Annotated in this window: 18 protein-coding genes; 11 read left to right on the forward strand and 7 right to left on the reverse strand. The window is 71.5% G+C overall.

The features are described from left to right. Positions 1–22: 22 nt before the first annotated feature. Positions 23–1,279 carry a trypsin-like serine peptidase gene (locus tag PUR53_RS22880; RefSeq protein ID WP_329909508.1) on the reverse strand — a complete coding sequence of 419 codons (1,257 nt, stop codon included), beginning with the start codon at positions 1,277–1,279 and terminating at the stop codon, positions 23–25. A 305-nt stretch (positions 1,280–1,584) separates the two neighbouring features. Between PUR53_RS22880 and PUR53_RS22885 the strand changes: the two genes are divergently transcribed. Then, complete coding sequence (locus PUR53_RS22885; RefSeq protein WP_329909510.1) at positions 1,585–2,370, forward strand: NPP1 family protein; 786 nt, start codon at positions 1,585–1,587, stop codon at positions 2,368–2,370. A 36-nt stretch (positions 2,371–2,406) separates the two neighbouring features. Here the strand turns inward: PUR53_RS22885 and PUR53_RS22890 are convergent, their stop codons facing one another. Then, positions 2,407–2,922: a RipA family octameric membrane protein gene (locus tag PUR53_RS22890; RefSeq protein WP_239755400.1), complete on the reverse strand. Its 516-nt coding sequence runs from the start codon at positions 2,920–2,922 to the stop codon at positions 2,407–2,409. 130 nt (positions 2,923–3,052) lie between these two features. On the opposite strand from PUR53_RS22890, the gene PUR53_RS22895 reads away from it, so the two are divergent. Continuing rightward, complete coding sequence (locus PUR53_RS22895) at positions 3,053–4,144, forward strand: hypothetical protein (protein WP_329899956.1); 1,092 nt, start codon at positions 3,053–3,055, stop codon at positions 4,142–4,144. A 45-nt stretch (positions 4,145–4,189) separates the two neighbouring features. Here the strand turns inward: PUR53_RS22895 and PUR53_RS22900 are convergent, their stop codons facing one another. Further along, a complete protein-coding gene (locus tag PUR53_RS22900) occupies positions 4,190–4,915 on the reverse strand; it encodes a copper homeostasis protein CutC (protein ID WP_329909511.1) in 726 nt (241 codons plus the stop codon). Between the two features lie 180 nt (positions 4,916–5,095). Here PUR53_RS22900 and PUR53_RS22905 point away from each other — a divergent pair, with 180 nt between their 5' ends. Continuing rightward, entirely contained in the window at positions 5,096–5,959 is an 864-nt protein-coding gene (locus tag PUR53_RS22905) for a helix-turn-helix domain-containing protein (protein WP_329909513.1), read from the forward strand. Further along, positions 5,919–6,131: a DUF397 domain-containing protein gene (locus PUR53_RS22910; protein ID WP_329899959.1), complete on the forward strand. Its 213-nt coding sequence runs from the start codon at positions 5,919–5,921 to the stop codon at positions 6,129–6,131. The genes PUR53_RS22905 and PUR53_RS22910 overlap by 41 nt, the downstream gene beginning before the upstream one ends. A gap of 4 nt (positions 6,132–6,135) precedes the next feature. Here PUR53_RS22910 and PUR53_RS22915 read toward each other — a convergent pair whose 3' ends face one another. Continuing rightward, positions 6,136–6,816: a maleylpyruvate isomerase family mycothiol-dependent enzyme gene (locus tag PUR53_RS22915; RefSeq protein ID WP_329899960.1), complete on the reverse strand. Its 681-nt coding sequence runs from the start codon at positions 6,814–6,816 to the stop codon at positions 6,136–6,138. A 55-nt stretch (positions 6,817–6,871) separates the two neighbouring features. Between PUR53_RS22915 and PUR53_RS22920 the strand changes: the two genes are divergently transcribed. The 4 genes from PUR53_RS22920 (at position 6,872) to PUR53_RS22935 (ending at position 11,102) form a co-directional block, all read left to right on the forward strand. Continuing rightward, positions 6,872–7,564, forward strand: a complete 693-nt coding sequence (locus tag PUR53_RS22920; protein ID WP_329909515.1) for an HD domain-containing protein — start codon at positions 6,872–6,874, stop codon at positions 7,562–7,564. A gap of 124 nt (positions 7,565–7,688) precedes the next feature. Beyond that, a complete protein-coding gene (locus PUR53_RS22925; RefSeq protein ID WP_329909586.1) occupies positions 7,689–8,912 on the forward strand; it encodes a Cmx/CmrA family chloramphenicol efflux MFS transporter in 1,224 nt (407 codons plus the stop codon). A 29-nt stretch (positions 8,913–8,941) separates the two neighbouring features. Continuing rightward, positions 8,942–10,051 (forward strand): GNAT family N-acetyltransferase, encoded by a 1,110-nt coding sequence (locus PUR53_RS22930; protein WP_329909588.1) that lies wholly within the window; start codon positions 8,942–8,944, stop codon positions 10,049–10,051. Between the two features lie 166 nt (positions 10,052–10,217). Then, positions 10,218–11,102, forward strand: coding sequence for a hypothetical protein (locus PUR53_RS22935; protein WP_329909516.1), 885 nt, complete (start codon positions 10,218–10,220; stop codon positions 11,100–11,102). A gap of 19 nt (positions 11,103–11,121) precedes the next feature. On the opposite strand, the gene PUR53_RS22940 is transcribed toward PUR53_RS22935, so the two are convergent. Both PUR53_RS22940 and PUR53_RS22945 read right to left on the reverse strand, forming a co-directional pair. Continuing rightward, positions 11,122–11,394, reverse strand: a complete 273-nt coding sequence (locus PUR53_RS22940) for a DUF4031 domain-containing protein (protein WP_329899963.1) — start codon at positions 11,392–11,394, stop codon at positions 11,122–11,124. Then, positions 11,391–11,774 (reverse strand): hypothetical protein, encoded by a 384-nt coding sequence (locus tag PUR53_RS22945; protein WP_329899964.1) that lies wholly within the window; start codon positions 11,772–11,774, stop codon positions 11,391–11,393. Before PUR53_RS22945 ends, PUR53_RS22940 begins: the two co-directional genes overlap by 4 nt. Positions 11,775–11,828: 54 nt before the next feature. Between PUR53_RS22945 and PUR53_RS22950 the strand changes: the two genes are divergently transcribed. The 3 genes from PUR53_RS22950 to PUR53_RS22960 all read left to right on the forward strand — a co-directional run bounded on the left by PUR53_RS22950 (position 11,829) and on the right by PUR53_RS22960 (position 14,653). Continuing rightward, a complete protein-coding gene (locus PUR53_RS22950) occupies positions 11,829–12,764 on the forward strand; it encodes a MurR/RpiR family transcriptional regulator (protein WP_239755412.1) in 936 nt (311 codons plus the stop codon). Between the two features lie 98 nt (positions 12,765–12,862). Further along, entirely contained in the window at positions 12,863–13,972 is a 1,110-nt protein-coding gene (gene murQ, locus PUR53_RS22955) for an N-acetylmuramic acid 6-phosphate etherase (RefSeq protein ID WP_443080347.1), read from the forward strand. A gap of 102 nt (positions 13,973–14,074) precedes the next feature. Further along, positions 14,075–14,653 carry a hypothetical protein gene (locus tag PUR53_RS22960; RefSeq protein WP_329899965.1) on the forward strand — a complete coding sequence of 193 codons (579 nt, stop codon included), beginning with the start codon at positions 14,075–14,077 and terminating at the stop codon, positions 14,651–14,653. An 82-nt stretch (positions 14,654–14,735) separates the two neighbouring features. Here the strand turns inward: PUR53_RS22960 and PUR53_RS22965 are convergent, their stop codons facing one another. Next, positions 14,736–15,128, reverse strand: a complete 393-nt coding sequence (locus tag PUR53_RS22965) for a winged helix-turn-helix transcriptional regulator (RefSeq protein WP_329899966.1) — start codon at positions 15,126–15,128, stop codon at positions 14,736–14,738. Positions 15,129–15,149 lie beyond the last annotated feature (21 nt).

The raw sequence follows: 15,149 nt of genomic DNA on the forward strand, positions 1-15,149 counted from the left end.
GCCGATCACGCGCGCGTGGCGCTTACTTGAACTTGTTGCTGGTCGCCAGGTAGACCTGCTTCGCGTTCTTGCCGAGGCGCGGCCCGGTGATGAACGTGGAGCGGTCGCTGAGGGAGTTGTTGGAGACCAGGTAGGTGCGGCCCTTGTGGGTCATGAACCAGGGGCCGCCGGAGGCGCCGCCGTTCATGGTGCAGCCGACCATGTACTGGGCCGGGTAGTCGCTCGGGTAGCTGTAGCCGAGGACGAAGCGCTTGGTGGCGCCCTGGCAGTGGTACATCTTCGAGCCGTCGTACGGGGCCTCGGCCGGGTAGCCGCGCACCTTCATGTTCTTGACCTTGTTGGCGGCGGGCGCGTTGAACCACACCGGGAGGGCCGAACCGAGGCGCTCCTCCAGGGACTTGGAGCCCTTCTCCGGCTTCACGTGCAGTACCGCGTAGTCGTACGCGGCGGCCACGGTGCCCTGGCTCGCGGCACCGCCCTTGATCCAGGTGCCGGAGGTGGTGGCCCAGTCGGCCCAGGCGACGCCGTACGGGGAGACGTTGCTCGCGCGGTAGTTGGCCGACGCCTGGCTGATGTTCAGCTTGCCCGTGTTGTTGAAGGACGGCACGAAGGCGATGTTGCGGTACCAGCCGCCGCCCTTGCCCGCGTGCACACAGTGCCCGGCGGTCCACACGAGGTTGGACTTGCCCGGGTGCGCCGGGTCCTTCACGACCGCGGCGGAGCAGACGCTCGACCCCTGGGGTGTGGTGAAGATGAGCTTGCCGACCGGCGGCGCGTACTTGTGGTAGGTCGCCTTGACCCTGCTGGCCTGCTGCTTCTTGACCTTGCCGTCGGGCAGCCAGACCTGGGTGGTCTTGCTTGAGCCGGTGGCGGTGTTGCCGGCCTCGGCGACCGCCGGCAGGTCCGGCAGGTTCTCCTTGGCCTCGGCGATGCGCTCCGGCGTCCAGAAGTTCTCGATGTACGGGTTGGCGAAGTCCTCCGCCTTGGAGGCCCAGTCGCCGCTGAAGTCCTGCCAGCCACCGTCCTTCCACTTCCGCAGCGCGTCACCGGACAGTTCGGTGGGCACGCCCTTCGGGAGCTTGAAGCCGCCGACGGTCGTGTCACCGCCGCTCTCGTTCTCGCCGGTGTCGATGTTGTCGCCCGCGTCCGCCTGGGCGGTCGTGGAGTCGGAGGCCTTGGCCCCGCTCTCCTCGGTCTTGCTGCAGGCAGTGGTAGTGACCATGACCGCGGCGATCACGGCGGCAGCGGCCGTGAGGCCGCGGCGGCGTATGAATGGCATGGAGCCCGTCCCCGTGTGATGAAACTTGTCATGCCCCCGCTTGGCTGGGGCGAGACAACTATGCACGCGCGTGAGGGCCTGATGATCGCCAGGGCGCTCTTCACGACGACTTCGCACACAACAACTACGTGGCGGATATCTACCTGTGATGTGGCGCGTCCGCACCCCTGGGCCTCAACTCACAGGGTCTTCACAATGATTGATTCTTCATCACTCCGACACCTCCCGCCTCTTGTGCACTACCCGCGAGTAGCGCCAATCTGACCTGCGCATGCCATCCCCCCAGGCAGGCTCAGGAGGTCGCAGTGAAGACAGGTTCGCGCACGCGCACATCGCGTCGTTTCCGCAGATCCGCCGTGGTGGTCGGCGCCGCCGTCGCGCTGGTGGTCGGCGTCGCCGGCAGTGCGTACGCGGCTCCGCCCGGCGCGCTGCCCGCCAACGCGGAGGCGCTGGAGAAGACGTGGCAGCCGGCGTACGACTACGACACCGACGGCTGTTACTCGACGCCCGCGATCGGCCCGACGGGCACGGTCAACGGCGGTCTGAATCCCACCGGTTCACTGAGCGGCGACTGCCGCGACCAGTCCGACCTGGACAACACCAACGGCTACTCGCGCTACAAGTGCAACAACGGCTGGTGCGCGATCATGTACGACCTCTACTTCGAGAAGGACCAGGCGGTCGCGGGCAGCAGCATCGGCGGCCACCGGCACGACTGGGAGCACGTCGTGGTCTGGGTGCAGAACGGGACGGCCCAGTACGTCTCGACGTCCAACCACGGCGGCTTCACCGTGCACGCCGCGTCGGCTGTCCGCTGGGACGGCACCCACGCGAAGATCGTCTACCACAAGGACGGCATCCGGACGCACTGCTTCCGCCTCGCGGGCTCCAACGACGAGCCGCCGGAGAACCACGAGGGCACCTGGCAGTACCCGCCACTCGTCGGATGGAACGGCTACCCGTCCGGCATCCGCGACACCCTCGTCTCCTACAACTTCGGCAGCGCCAACTTCGGCCTCAAGGACGGCAGTTTCGCCTCGAACCTCACCAAGGCCATGCCGGCGGGGATCTCCTTCGACCCGAATGCCTGACGGGCAGCCCGACTGACGGGCAGCCCGGCTGACGGGCTACGGCGCGTACGCCAGCGCCAGGAAGCCCACCAGGTAGGCGGCCACGAACAGGGGTGGCACCCACTGTTCCAGGCGGGTCAGCGGCACATAGCGGCGCCAGTCCTCGCCTTCTCCCAGCTCGGTCCATTCGGCGCGGGAGTAGGCGTAGGCCGGGAGCCGCTTCTCGAACGCGCCGATGACCGCCCACTTCGCGGTGTTCAACTGGCGGTAGGAACGGACCATCAGGTACCAGGCAGCGCACTGCCCGACGAGAATCAGCAGACCGGCGAGGAGCAGCCACACCGACACCCGCCCCGGACGCGGTCCCAGCCCGCCGACCATGGCCGTGGCGATGGCGCTGTTGAGCGACAGGAAGAAGGTGTTGGCAGCGCCTCGCCGCGCGCTGACGCGGTCGGCCGTCTCGACACAGAGCTTGTACTGCTCGAAGAGCACGCCCAGATAAGGGGTGTTGGCGGGCGTGTAACTGTCGGGCGCGACATCGGAGTTCCACAGGGAGTGGTGGAGGTCTGCCATCCGCCCATCATGTCCACCGCGCCGGATTCCCACCGGTACGGGCCGTCAGGTGCCACGAAAGAGCGAATCGGACCCGGTAATCCCCCTTGTTCGATTGCGCGTCGCGGCCGGCTCGGATCTGTTGCTGTTCATGACTGATCCCACTCCCTTCGGTACCCCCCGGCGGCGCCAGCGCCCGCTGTTCGGATGCGCGTTACGGCTCGCGGGCCTGGCGGGGACGCTCTGGGGCGGGCTGATGGTGATCCTGGCCGCCACCAAGACCAAGACGGTGTTCGTCCCGGTCAACGGCGTCGGAGCGATGGTGCAGGACGCGCTGATCGTCGCGGGCGTCGGCCTCTGGGGCGCGCTGTCGCTGGTGGTGGGTCTGCGGATGCGGCGGCACGGGCGGCGCCATCACGTACGGGTGGTCAGGACGATGGAGGAGGCGCGGCGGGAGCCGTACGTCCTCTACCTGCGCCCCTTCGCCGAGGATGCCACCGGCACCCTGATGCGGCACGCGTTCACCCGGTGGATGGGGGTGGGCGGCTCGCTGGTGAGCGGCAGTTCGCTCACGCTGGAGGAGGGCGTGTGCCGGACGTTCAGCGCCTTCGGACGCCCGCTCGCCGTGGGGGAACCCGACGAGGCACTCCCCCTCGCCGGCTCCCGCCGCCTCTACCTCCCCCTCCACGACTGGCAGCCCACCGTCACCTCGCTCATCACCGATGCCCGCCTGGTCCTGCTGGTGGCCGGCACCAGCGAGGGCACCCTGTGGGAACTGACCGAGGTGATGCGGCTGCGCCGCCCCGAGTCCGTACTGGTCCTGCTCTACGCCGACCGGCAGACGGACGACCTCGGCGTCCGGGAGGCGTACGACGACTTCCGGGCGGCCGCCGAGCGTGAACTGAGCGCCCGCGCCGAGGAGTTGCGGCAGGTGCACGGGCCCGACTGGCAGCCGCCCCGCTTCCCGCCCCTGCCCGGGTTCCACGACCCCGACCGCCTGAAGTGGACCACGCTCCTGCGGGCCGTCGTCCGCTTCCGCTCCGACTGGACCCCCGAGATCGTGCTCCTGGACCCCACGGCCGTCGACGCCTGGACCCACGAGGGACGCGTCCGCAAGATGACGCGGACCCAGGTGCTCCCGCTGCTGACCCGACTGCACGACGACCTGAACGGCCTCGACGGGTCCGCCGTCGGCGCGGTCCGAGGGGCAGCGCTCCCGACGCTCCCGATGGACCCGCGCTGACCCAGGCACAGGCGCGAGCGGGCCCTGCGGCTCCGGCGCGGGGCGTCAGTCGCCCCGCGCCCTCGCTCCCGCGCGGGTGACACGTGCGTCCAGCGCCGCACGCCACTCCCGTACGGCCTCGGCGGCGACCGGGGCGGTCCAGCCGTGCGGGCGGGCCGCACCGCCGATGTGGAAGGCGTCGACGCGGGCGGCGCGTAGCCGGGGGATGTGGTCGAGGCGGAGACCGCCGCCGATCATCAGGCGTTGCGTGTAGCCGGAGTCCCCACGTCTCGCGGCCTCGGTCAGCAGGACCGGCAGCCCGTCGTCCACGCCCTTCGCCGACCCCGCCGTCAGATACGTGTCCAGCCCCGGCAGGTCCGCGAGCTGCTTGCGCAGGGCGTCCCGGTCGGCGGCGCGGTCGATCGCCCTGTGGAACGTCCACGGGCGCCCGTCCAACTCGGCGACCACCCGCTCCACGGCGTCCAGTTCGGGCCCGCCGTCCTCCCCGAGGAACCCGAGCACGAACTCCTCCGCCCCGGCCGCCCGCATGTCACAGGCGACCCGCACGAGCGCGTCCACGTCACCCGCCGCGAACCCGTCCGCGAGCCGCAGCATGACCCGTACGGGGATGTCGACGGCGGCCTGCACGTCCACGAACGTCGCGACCGTCGGGGTGAGCCCGTCGGCCGCCATGTCCGCCACCAGCTCCAGCCGGTCGGCACCTCCGGCCTGGGCGGCGACGGCGTCCTCGGCGTCGAGGGCGATCACCTCCAGAAGCGCGCGCGTGGTCATGGGGCCCCTTCCGTCGGGCTTCGCGTGACGAGCTATAGGTCTAGTCCAATTATGCAATCTAACAACAACCCGGACCGTTGGATGCGGCCGGTCACGGTTCGCATGCGGCCGACCACCGTCCGCATCTACCCTCAATTGGGCGCCGTTCAACAAGACCGGCTGTGCGAGAGGGAGTTGTTCATGCCGAAGCCGAAGACTCTCGACCCGTCCGAGTCGACCCGGGCGATGTACGGCGCGGAGCTGCGACATCAGCGCGAGAAGGCGGGAATGTCCCAGGAGGATCTAGGGGCGGCGATGTTCGTCTCCGGGTCGTTCGTCGGCCAGCTGGAGGCAGGGGTCCGACGAATGCGACTGGAGTACGCGAAGTCGGTGGACGAGATCCTGGGCACCGACGGGTTCTTCGTACGGAACCTGGAGGCGGCGCGGAAGTCGCCGTACGAGCACCACTTCGCCGATGTCGTGGAGTTGGAGGGCCTGGCAACCACGATCAGGGAGTGGGGCCCGACCCTGGTGCCCGGACTGCTTCAGACAGCCGATTACACACGAGCGATCGTCCTGGCGTACGACCCGGTCCTGCCGGAGGACCTCGTCGAGGAGCGGGTGGCCGCACGCCAGGCTCGCGGGCGAATCTTCCACGATCCCCGGACGCCCCGGTACTCGGCGGTCCTGGATGAGTCGGCCCTGCGGCGTCCAGTGGGCGGGTCGGCGGTCATGGCGGTACAGCTGCGACACATCGCGGCGATGGCGAGGCGCCGCCGGATCATCGTCCAGGTGATGCCGCTGTCGGAGGGGGCCAATGCCGGAATGCAAGGCATGTTCAAGCTGATGACATTCGAGGACGCCCCTCCTCTCAGCTATACCGAAGGGTCCGAAACTGGCCGCCTGTTCGACGATCCGGCTGTGGTGACCAGGTCCACGCTGACCTACGATCTGATTGGGGGTGCGGCTCTGTCGCCTGGCGCGTCCCTCGATCTGATCGAGCAGGTGGCCGAGGAGTACGAGGATGCGCAGCGCTCCCGACTTGAGGACCGCGACCTGGCGTAAGAGCAGCTACAGCGGCGGAACCAGCGGCGACTGCGTCGAAGTCAGCGACAACCTCCCCGGCCTCATCCCCGTCCGCGACAGCAAGAACGTGACCGGTGGTGTCCTCGTATTCCAGGCCGCCGCCTGGTCGTGTTTCGTGGCGGCGGCCCGGGACATCAACGTGGCCCGGTAAAGGGCTACGCGGTGTAGAGGTTCAGCTCGGCCTCGGTGGCGCCCGCCAGCTCGTACGACGTGCCGGCCGGCGGGCGACGCCCCGAGTAGAGGCGTACGAGGGTGGGGGCGTCGCCGATGTAGCGGGCGGGCGGGGCGTCGCCGCTCGGGGCGCCGAGCAGCAGGGGCGTGTCGGTGTCGTCGAGGTCGGCGTGCAGCGGGCGGGTGCCGCGCACCCGGGTGAGGTGGGTCAACAGCTCGACCGCGAGGCCGAGTTGAGGGCCGCCGTACGCGCCCGGCAGGTCCCACGCCTCGCGTACGTCACCGGCGTGCACCCACTCGCCGAGGGCGACGCCGTCGAGGGAGCCACCGGCGTCGGCGATGACCGGGCCCGCCTCGGTCATGCCCCGCTCCAGTTCGTCGATGATCCGCGCGACGGGCCACTCGCCCCGCTCGGCGATGTCCCGGTCGTTCGACTCCGGGCTGAACGCGCCCTTCTCGAACCGGCCCTCCACCACCCGCGACAGCGCGGCCGCGCTGTGCGCCAGCACGTCGCGCACACTCCACCCCGGACAACAGGTCGCCGCCCCGAAGTCCTCCTCAGCCCTCCCCCGCAACAGCGGCACCAGCGCGTCCCGCTCCCCGGCCAGCAGCCGCGCGGGGAGTCCGGGGTCCCGTACATCGTGCGTATCAGCCACAGTCGTCATGCCCTCCACGCTAGGGGGAGAGGGCCGCTGGATGCACACACGGCACAATGCGTACATGCCCGACTCCCAGTCCCTCAGGGAAATCCTCCGCCACCGCTGGCTGCCCGCGCTGCTCTCGGCGCGGGACGGGGCCTGTGATCCCGCGCCGCTCCCGTACGCCGACGCGCTGATCGCGCGGTGGTCGGAGCCGCAGCGGAAATACCACACCCTGGACCACCTCACGGCGGTGCTGGACCGGATCGAGGTGCTGGAGGACCACGCGACGGACCCGGACCTCGTCCGGCTGGCGGCCTGGTTCCACGACGCGGTGTACCTGCCGGAGCGGTCGGAGAACGAGGAGCGGTCGGCCCGGCTCGCCGAGCGGGCGTTGCCGGAGGCGGGGGTGTCGGCGGAGCGGACGGCGGAGGTGGCGCGGCTGGTGCGCCTCACCGTCACCCACGACCCGGCCGACGACGACCCGAACGGGCAGGTCCTGTGCGACGCGGACCTCGCGATCCTGGCGTCCCCGCCGGACGCGTACGCCGCGTACGCCGCCGCCGTACGGGAGGAGTACGGCTTCGTCCCGGACGACGCGTTCCGCACGGGCCGCGCGGCGGTACTACGCCAACTCCTCGACCTGCCAAGGCTGTTCAGGACACCGTACGGACAGCGGGAGTGGGAGGACCGCGCCCGGGAGAACCTGCGCTCGGAGCTGACGGCCCTGACGGCCCTGCCTGAGCAGACGGAGCGGACGGAAACCGACGGCTGACTGCCGTCGGCCGTCTCGGTCGGTGGGACGACTGACACGTGTGGGAATGCGGTCCCGAGTGAGTCGGTTGCCCATGGATATGCCCTCTTCCGCCGCCGCTCCTGACCATGCCGCCCGCTTCCGCATACCCCTCTCCGTCTACGTCCTCGGTCTCGCCGTGTTCGCGCTCGGGACCAGCGAGTTCATGCTCTCGGGGCTGTTGCCGCCCATCGCCGAGGACATGGACGTGTCGATTCCCCGGGCGGGCCTGCTGATCTCGGCGTTCGCGATCGGGATGGTGGTCGGGGCACCCCTGCTGGCCGTGGCGACGTTGCGGCTTCCCCGCCGTACGACCCTCGTCACCCTGATCACGGTCTTCGGCCTCGGCCAGGTCGCCGGAGCCCTCGCCCCCAACTACGCCGTCCTCTTCGCCTCCCGGATCGTGAGCGCACTCGCCTGCGCGGGGTTCTGGGCGGTCGGCGCGGCCGTGGCCGTCGCCATGGTGCCCGTCAACGCCCGTGCCCGCGCCCTGGCCATCATGATCGGCGGATTGTCGATCGCGAACGTGCTGGGTGTCCCGGCGGGCGCGTTCCTCGGGGAGCACTTCGGGTGGCGTTCGGCGTTCTGGGCGGTGGCGGTGGCCTCGGCGGTCGCGCTGGTCGGCGTGGTGACGCTCGTCCCGGCCATCCCGCTGCCCGAGAAGCGGCCCCGGCTCGCCCAGGAGGCCCGGATCTACCGCGACGGGCAGGTCTGGCTGTCCATCGCGCTCGTGGCGCTCGCCGCCGGTGGCGTCTTCTGCGCGTTCAGCTATCTCGCGCCGCTGCTCACGGACGTGTCCGGCCTGGACGCCGGCTGGGTGCCGACCGTGCTCGCGCTGTTCGGGATCGGGGCGCTGATCGGCACGGCGGTCGGGGGCCGGATCGCGGACGCGCACCTCTTCGGGGTGCTGCTGAGCGGGACCGCCGCCTCCACGGTCCTGCTCGTCGCCCTGGCCCTGCTCGCCCAGTACGCCGTCGCCGCCGCCGTCCTCTCCTTCCTCCTCGGGGTGTCCGCCTTCTACACCGCTCCGGCCCTCAACGCCCGCCTGTTCAACGTCGCCGGCGCCGCCCCGACCCTGGCCGGCGCCACCACCACCGCCGCGTTCAACCTCGGCAACACCGGCGGCCCCTGGATCGGCGGGGTCGTCATCGACGCGGGCCAGGGCTTCGCCGCCACGGCGTGGGCGGGCGGCGCCATCACCGCGGCCGCCATCGGCACGACCGCCGTCTCGCTCCGTCTGCACCGGCGTACGCGGGCTTCCCGCAGGGTGGCCGGAAGCAGTGACAGCGCTGGCGCGGGCGCCGTAAATCCGGTACGTACGGACGCCTGACCCCGCCTATCCTCACCGCCATGCGACCAATGGGTGGGGAACAGGTACGGGAAGCCGTCGAACACGGTCTAGCGGTGCTGGGGGCGGTGGCCGACCGGGACTGGAAGGGCGTCAAGGCCGGGCGGCTGGACTGGGACTGCCGGGAGACCGCCGAGCACATCGCGTCGGACCTGATCGCGTACGCGGGTCAGCTGGCGGGGCGGCCGACGGCACGCTACGTACCGTTCGAGATCGACATGGCGGAGTGCGAGAACAACGCCGACCTGCTGGAGGTGATCCGGACGACCGGCGTCCTGCTGACCGCCGTCGTCCAGACCACCCCGCGCTCGGTCCGTGCCTTCCACCCGTACCCGTTCCGCGCCGCCGACCGCGAGGGCTTCGCGGCGATGGGCGTCGCCGAGGTGCTGCTGCACGTACACGACATCATCGAGGGCCTCGGGCTCCCGGCCTCCGCGGCCGTGCCGCCCGCCGGGCTCGGACTGTCGGAGTCCGTGCTCGCCCGCCTCTTCCCGCACGTCAGGCCCGGTGACGACCCCTGGGCGACGCTGCTGTGGGCCACCGGCCGGGGCGACCTGCCGGACCGGGCGCCCGTCACCGAGTGGAAGTGGAGCAACCCGCTGCACATCGACGCCGAGCGGCTCGTCCTCCAGGGCGTCCACCCGGCCGCCGCAGCCGATCTCGCCGAGGGCGGCACCGGCGGCTTCGACTGGATCGTGGGCGGTCCGGTCGAGGGGACCCGGACCGGCGCGGGCCTGGTGTTCCAGGCGTACAAGGCGGGGGTGCACCGGCCGGAGTGGGGCATGTTCGTGCTCGTCCGCAAGGAGGACGGGCTGGCCGTCGGCGCGCTCGGCTACCACGGGGCGCCGGACGAGGAGGGCCGCGTCGAGATCGGCTACGACCTGGTGGAGGGGGCGCGCGGGCGCGGTTACATGACCGAGGCGGTGCGCGAGCTGGCCGACTGGGCACGGGAGCGGGGCCGGGAGCGGGGGGACGTACGGTCGTTGTTCGCGGTCGTCGACAAGGCCAACTCCCCTTCGCAGAGCGTCGTTTCGCGCGCCGGATTCGAGAAGGTGAGCGACGACCGGGGCGACGGGGAGCACGGGGAGCAGTTCGCGTACGAACTCCGTCTGCGCGCCTGACGTACGCCGGGCCCAACCGCTCCGGTTTCTTGCCGTTTTCCCTGTCGGGGGCCCTGTCGCAGTCCCGATAATTCGGTCACGGCGGCGTGAATGCCGTCAACGCGGCGCGAAAGCGTCGTGCGCGCTCGCGCACGTCGGGGGCGTGTCGGGGGATCGGGGGATCGCGATGAGTCAGCCCACACCGCCGCCTGGGCCGCCGCCGGGGCCTCCCGTGCCGGACCCGGACGGCGATCACGGACGTAGGAGCGTCCGTATCGCCGTCATCAGCCTGATCGTCAGCAGCGTGCTCACGGTGGTGGGCTTCGTGGTGACGGCGACGACCTCGGGCCGGACCACCTCGGACGGCGGCACGACCGTCGGCAGCACGACCACCGGCAGCACCACGACGAGCGGGACGGACGGCGGTACGGCGGGCGGCGAGAAGGTGGACGCCACGACCGGCGGCACGGACGGGCAGACGAGCGGGGAGCCGGACGGGGGCACGGACGGGGAAACGAGCGGGGAGCCGGACGGCGGCACGGAGGAGACCGTCACCGCCGGGACGGACGCGGGCACGGACGCCGGAACCGAGGCCGACACCGACACCGACACCGAGAGCGACGACGGCCTCACCCCCGCCGAACGCGACCTGCGCGACTCGCTCAACGACAGCCAATGGCAGCGCGACAGCTGCCGGCACAGCACGGTGCCCGACGCCGAGGCCGCCCTGGTGTGCACGGTCTCCGCACAGGACGCGGCCGGCTTCGCGTACGCGGCCGAGGTGGCCGTGACCGCGTACCCGTCGAAGGACGTCCTCCGGTCGGCCTTCCGCAAGTACGCGGCGAACCTCCCCCTCGGCAACTGCGATGTGCAGCAGGGCGTCCAGGGCCGCTGGACCGACGGAACGTCCAGCAAACCCGTCGGCGACACCGCGTGCTTCATCAACAACACCGGGATGTACGACATCATCCGCACGTTCTACGACCGCCCCGTCGCCTTCGAGGTCGTCGGCAACGACCCCGTGGGCCTCACCAACTGGGTGAACGCGCTGGACCCGGTCTTCGTCGACTGACCCGTACGCCCCGTCCCCCTCAGGCCGAAGGCCCCCGCCGCTTCGGCCTGCGCAGCCCCGCTGCCGTCAGCCTGCGCAGCAGCTCCTTCGACCCCACCTCCACGGCACCCGCCCGCACGACCTCCGCATAGCGGTGGGACGGGATGTCGTAGTGGTCGCGCTCGAAGGCGCGCTCGGGGATGCCCACCTCGCGGGCGAAGGCGTGCAGTTCGTCGAAGGACTCGTCGCTCACGAGGTGGGACCACATGCGCCCGTGCCCCGGCCAGGTGGGCGGATCGACGTAGAGGGTCACGAGGACGCCACCCCGCCCAGCGCGCCCAGCGCCGCGACCCGCACCCCCGCCTTGTGGCACACCCAGTGCGGATCGGGCCCGAGCTCCGGCTCGACATCGAGCGCGTGCGGGTCGCCGGCCTCGCAGACCGGGCACAGGGGCCAGCGGCCGTACCGTTCGAGCAGGGCGTCCTGGACGTCCTGGGCGACGAGCCCGGCGACGTACGCCGCGCCGTCCGGCCACTGCTCGACCCACCAGCGGCGCTGCGCGACGGAGTCCTCGACCATCGAGACGATGTCCGCCTCGGCGACCTGCCCGGACACCAGATCGGCGAGCACGAGGGCGCGGGCGGCGTGCAGCGTCTGCTCAAGGGTGCTCACGGGGTCACTGCCGGTACTCATGCGTCCATTGTGCGGCCCTTGACCATCCGCCCCGGCAGAAAATATCTTTCAAGAGTGAGCGATGATGTGAAGGAAATTTTCTCACCGGCGTCCACCCCGGCCGCGCCGCCCGCCCCCGCCGCCCTCGCGGCGAAGGTGCGGACGCTGGCGCCCTCCATGACCCGCTCGATGCAGCGCGTCGCGGAGGCCGTGGCGAACGACCCGGCCGCGTGCGCGGCGCTCACGGTCACCGGCCTCGCGGAACTCACCGGCACCAGCGAGGCGACGGTCGTCCGCACCGCCCGCATCCTCGGCTACCCCGGCTACCGGGACCTGCGCCTCGCCCTCGCCGGTCTCGCCGCCCACCAGCAGTCGGGCCGCGCGCCCTCCGTGACGGCCGACATCGCGGTGGACGACCCGCTGCCCGACGTGGTGGCCAAACTCGCGTACGACGAGCAGCAGACCCTCGCGGACACGGCGGCCGGACTCGACATGGGCCAGCTCGGCGCGGCGGTCGGGGCGCTCGCCGGGGCCCGGCGCATCGATGTGTACGGGGTCGGGGCGTCCGGGCTGGTCGCCCAGGACCTCACGCAGAAACTGCTCCGCATAGGGCTGATAGCCCAGGCGCACAGCGACCCGCACCTCGCCGTCACCAACGCGGTGCAGCTCCGCGCGAAGGACGTGGCCGTGGCGATCACCCACTCCGGCTCGACGGGTGACGTCATCGAGCCGCTGCGGGTGGCCTTCGACCACGGGGCCACGACGGTGGCGATCACCGGGCGCCCGGACGGGCCGGTGTCCCAGTACGCCGACCACGTCCTGACGACGTCCACGGCACGGGAGAGCGAGCTGCGACCGGCGGCGATGTCGTCCCGGACGAGCCAACTGCTGGTCGTGGACTGCCTGTTCGTAGGAGTGGCCCAACGAACGTACGAGTCGGCGGCCCCGGCCCTGTCGGCGTCGTACGAGGCGCTGGCCCACCGACACAGGACGGGGGGCCCGTCGCGGTAGCCGCCCGACCGCCGCGGCACCACCGTCGCGACAGCCCGGCTCACCACGGCACCCGCCCCGAAGGCACACCCGCTCCACCCCGCACGGAATGAGTCCCCATGCCCCCCATCTGCCCCAACGCCTCCGGCCTCCCCGACTCCTCCGGCCTCCCCCACACCCCCGGCCTTCCGGACCCCTCCGACCTGCCCGGCTCCCCCGACTCCCCCGGCCTCCCCGACTCCTCCGGCCTCCCCGACTCCTCCGGCCTCCCCAGCACCTCCGCCCTCCCCGCAGCTCTCGCTCTCCCCAACCACCTCGCCGTCCGCGCCGAGTTGGAGTCGTTGACGACCGAGGCGTTCCGGCCGGAGCTCGCTGACATCGATCAGCTTCCGACGCTCGACATCGCGAAGCTGATGAACACCGAGGACGCGGCGGTGCCGACGGCCGTCGCCGCGCAGTTGCCGCTGATCGCCGCCGCGATCGACGCGATCGCGGAGCGCATGGGCCGAGGCGGCCGGCTGATCTACGCGGGCGCGGGAACGGCGGGCCGCCTGGGCGTGCTGGACGCGTCCGAGTGCCCGCCGACGTTCAATACGGCCCCGACCCAGGTCGTGGGCCTGATCGCGGGCGGCCGCGAGGCCATGGTCACCTCGATCGAGGGCGCGGAGGACTCGGCGGAGCTGGCCCGGACCGACCTCGACGCGCTCGCCCTGACGCCCGACGACACGGTGGTGGGCGTCTCGGCCTCGGGGCGCACCCCGTACGCGGTGGGCGCCGTGGAACACGCCCGCGCCGCCGGCGCGCTCACCGTCGGCCTGTCCTGCAACGCGGCCAGCGCACTCGCGGCGGCGGCCGACCACGGCATCGAAATCGTCGTCGGGCCCGAGCTGGTCACCGGCTCGACCCGGCTCAAGGCGGGCACGGCCCAGAAGCTCGTCCTCAACATGCTCTCGACGATCACCATGATCCGCCTCGGCAAGACCTACGGAAACCTGATGGTCGACGTCCGGGCCACCAACGACAAACTCCGCGCCCGCTCCCACCGCATCGTCGCCCTCGCCACCGGCGCCACGGACGACGAGATCGAAAAGGCCCTGACCACCTCGAACGGCCAGGTCAAGAACGCCATCCTCACCATCCTGAGCGGCGTCGACGCCCCCACGGCCACCCGCCTCCTGACAGAGAACGAGGGCCACCTCCGCGCAGCCCTGGCAGCGGCGACGCGGTGAGAAGCGCCTGAGGCCCCGGGCACCCGGGGGGACTGTCAGTGGTGTGTGGCACGGTGGTGGGACTACTGACGTCACCCATGTCCCCCGGGAAGGACCGAGCCCGTGAACCACGCCCAGCTCACTGCCCTCGGCCGCGCCCTGCGTGTCCTCGGGGAGCACGGTGAGGCGCTGACCGCCGACACCCCCGACGCCCGCCTCCACGAGGTCAAGGCCGACATCAAGCGAGCTCTGGAGCTGCTGGACGAGACGGTCACGACGGCCGCCCCCACCACCCGCTGCGCCGAGCACCCGAACGGCCCGGTGGACGAGGAGGCCCCCGACCGCTGCCTGCTCTGCGAGACCCGCCGCCGAGCCGCCCGCCGCACCCAGCTGAACGACAGCTACGGCCCGCCCCGCCCCACCGGCCCCGCCACCCCGGCCCCCTCCCGCTACGGCGTACGGGACGACCGCCCCGAACCCCAGCAGCGCTGGCTCCCGGAAGCGTGGAACGGCCAGGTCTGGCAGCTCTGCGGCACCCCCCGCCGCGACCGCCGCGAGGCCGAGCTCTACCTCGCCGCCCAGCGCCGCGGCCCCCGCCCCGCCATCGCCTACCGCCTGGTCCAGGAATTCACCGACTACGACGTGACCCGCATCTGGGGCGAGCCGGTCCGCGTGGACATCGAACCGCTGGGGAACGTCTGACCGGACCTCCCCGCCGCGAGTTCCCCGGCCTCCCGGCGGGTGAACCCGCCGGAGATCTCCGCCGTGCCCGGTGCGGCACGCGTCAACGCAGGTTCGTGTCTGCCGATGGAGAGATGCCGCCCTCGTGGGCGTCGAGCAGCTCGTCCCAGTGCTCGGTCGCCCATCGGCACGCGGCGGCCAACGGCTCCAGCGTGCTGCGGCCCAGCGGTGTCAGCGCGTACTCCACCCGCAGTTTCGGGTCGGCGTGCACGGTGCGTGACACGAACCCGTTCCGCTCCAAGCCGCGGAGCGACTGGGTGAGCGCCTTCGGGCTGACGCGACTCAGTGGTACGCGGAGTTCGGAGTATCTGCGCGGGCCGTCGTCCAGGCAGCGGAGAACCATGGATGCCCATTTGTCACCGAAGCGGAAAGGCAGCAGCGGGGACGGGCACAGCTCGTCGAACAAGTCGGCCGGCAGCGGGGGCCGTTGCGTCATTGAGGGTCTCCCGTCCCAGGT

Source organism: Streptomyces sp. SP18BB07 (genome assembly GCF_036322545.1).
Lineage (GTDB): Bacteria > Actinomycetota > Actinomycetes > Streptomycetales > Streptomycetaceae > Streptomyces > Streptomyces deccanensis.

Excerpts from the sequence above, each read along its gene's own strand:
- PUR53_RS22880 (WP_329909508.1), bottom strand. The coding sequence starts at position 1,279 with ATGCCATTCATACGCCGCCGCGGCCTCACGGCCGCTGCCGCCGTGATC.
- PUR53_RS22890 (WP_239755400.1), bottom strand. The coding sequence starts at position 2,922 with ATGGCAGACCTCCACCACTCCCTGTGGAACTCCGATGTCGCGCCCGAC.
- PUR53_RS22895 (WP_329899956.1), top strand. The coding sequence starts at position 3,053 with ATGACTGATCCCACTCCCTTCGGTACCCCCCGGCGGCGCCAGCGCCCG.
- PUR53_RS22900 (WP_329909511.1), bottom strand. The coding sequence starts at position 4,915 with ATGACCACGCGCGCGCTTCTGGAGGTGATCGCCCTCGACGCCGAGGAC.
- PUR53_RS22905 (WP_329909513.1), top strand. The coding sequence starts at position 5,096 with ATGCCGAAGCCGAAGACTCTCGACCCGTCCGAGTCGACCCGGGCGATG.
- PUR53_RS22910 (WP_329899959.1), top strand. The coding sequence starts at position 5,919 with ATGCGCAGCGCTCCCGACTTGAGGACCGCGACCTGGCGTAAGAGCAGC.
- PUR53_RS22915 (WP_329899960.1), bottom strand. The coding sequence starts at position 6,816 with ATGACGACTGTGGCTGATACGCACGATGTACGGGACCCCGGACTCCCC.
- PUR53_RS22920 (WP_329909515.1), top strand. The coding sequence starts at position 6,872 with ATGCCCGACTCCCAGTCCCTCAGGGAAATCCTCCGCCACCGCTGGCTG.
- PUR53_RS22930 (WP_329909588.1), top strand. The coding sequence starts at position 8,942 with ATGGGTGGGGAACAGGTACGGGAAGCCGTCGAACACGGTCTAGCGGTG.
- PUR53_RS22935 (WP_329909516.1), top strand. The coding sequence starts at position 10,218 with ATGAGTCAGCCCACACCGCCGCCTGGGCCGCCGCCGGGGCCTCCCGTG.
- PUR53_RS22945 (WP_329899964.1), bottom strand. The coding sequence starts at position 11,774 with ATGAGTACCGGCAGTGACCCCGTGAGCACCCTTGAGCAGACGCTGCAC.
- murQ (WP_443080347.1), top strand. The coding sequence starts at position 12,863 with ATGCCCCCCATCTGCCCCAACGCCTCCGGCCTCCCCGACTCCTCCGGC.
- PUR53_RS22965 (WP_329899966.1), bottom strand. The coding sequence starts at position 15,128 with ATGACGCAACGGCCCCCGCTGCCGGCCGACTTGTTCGACGAGCTGTGC.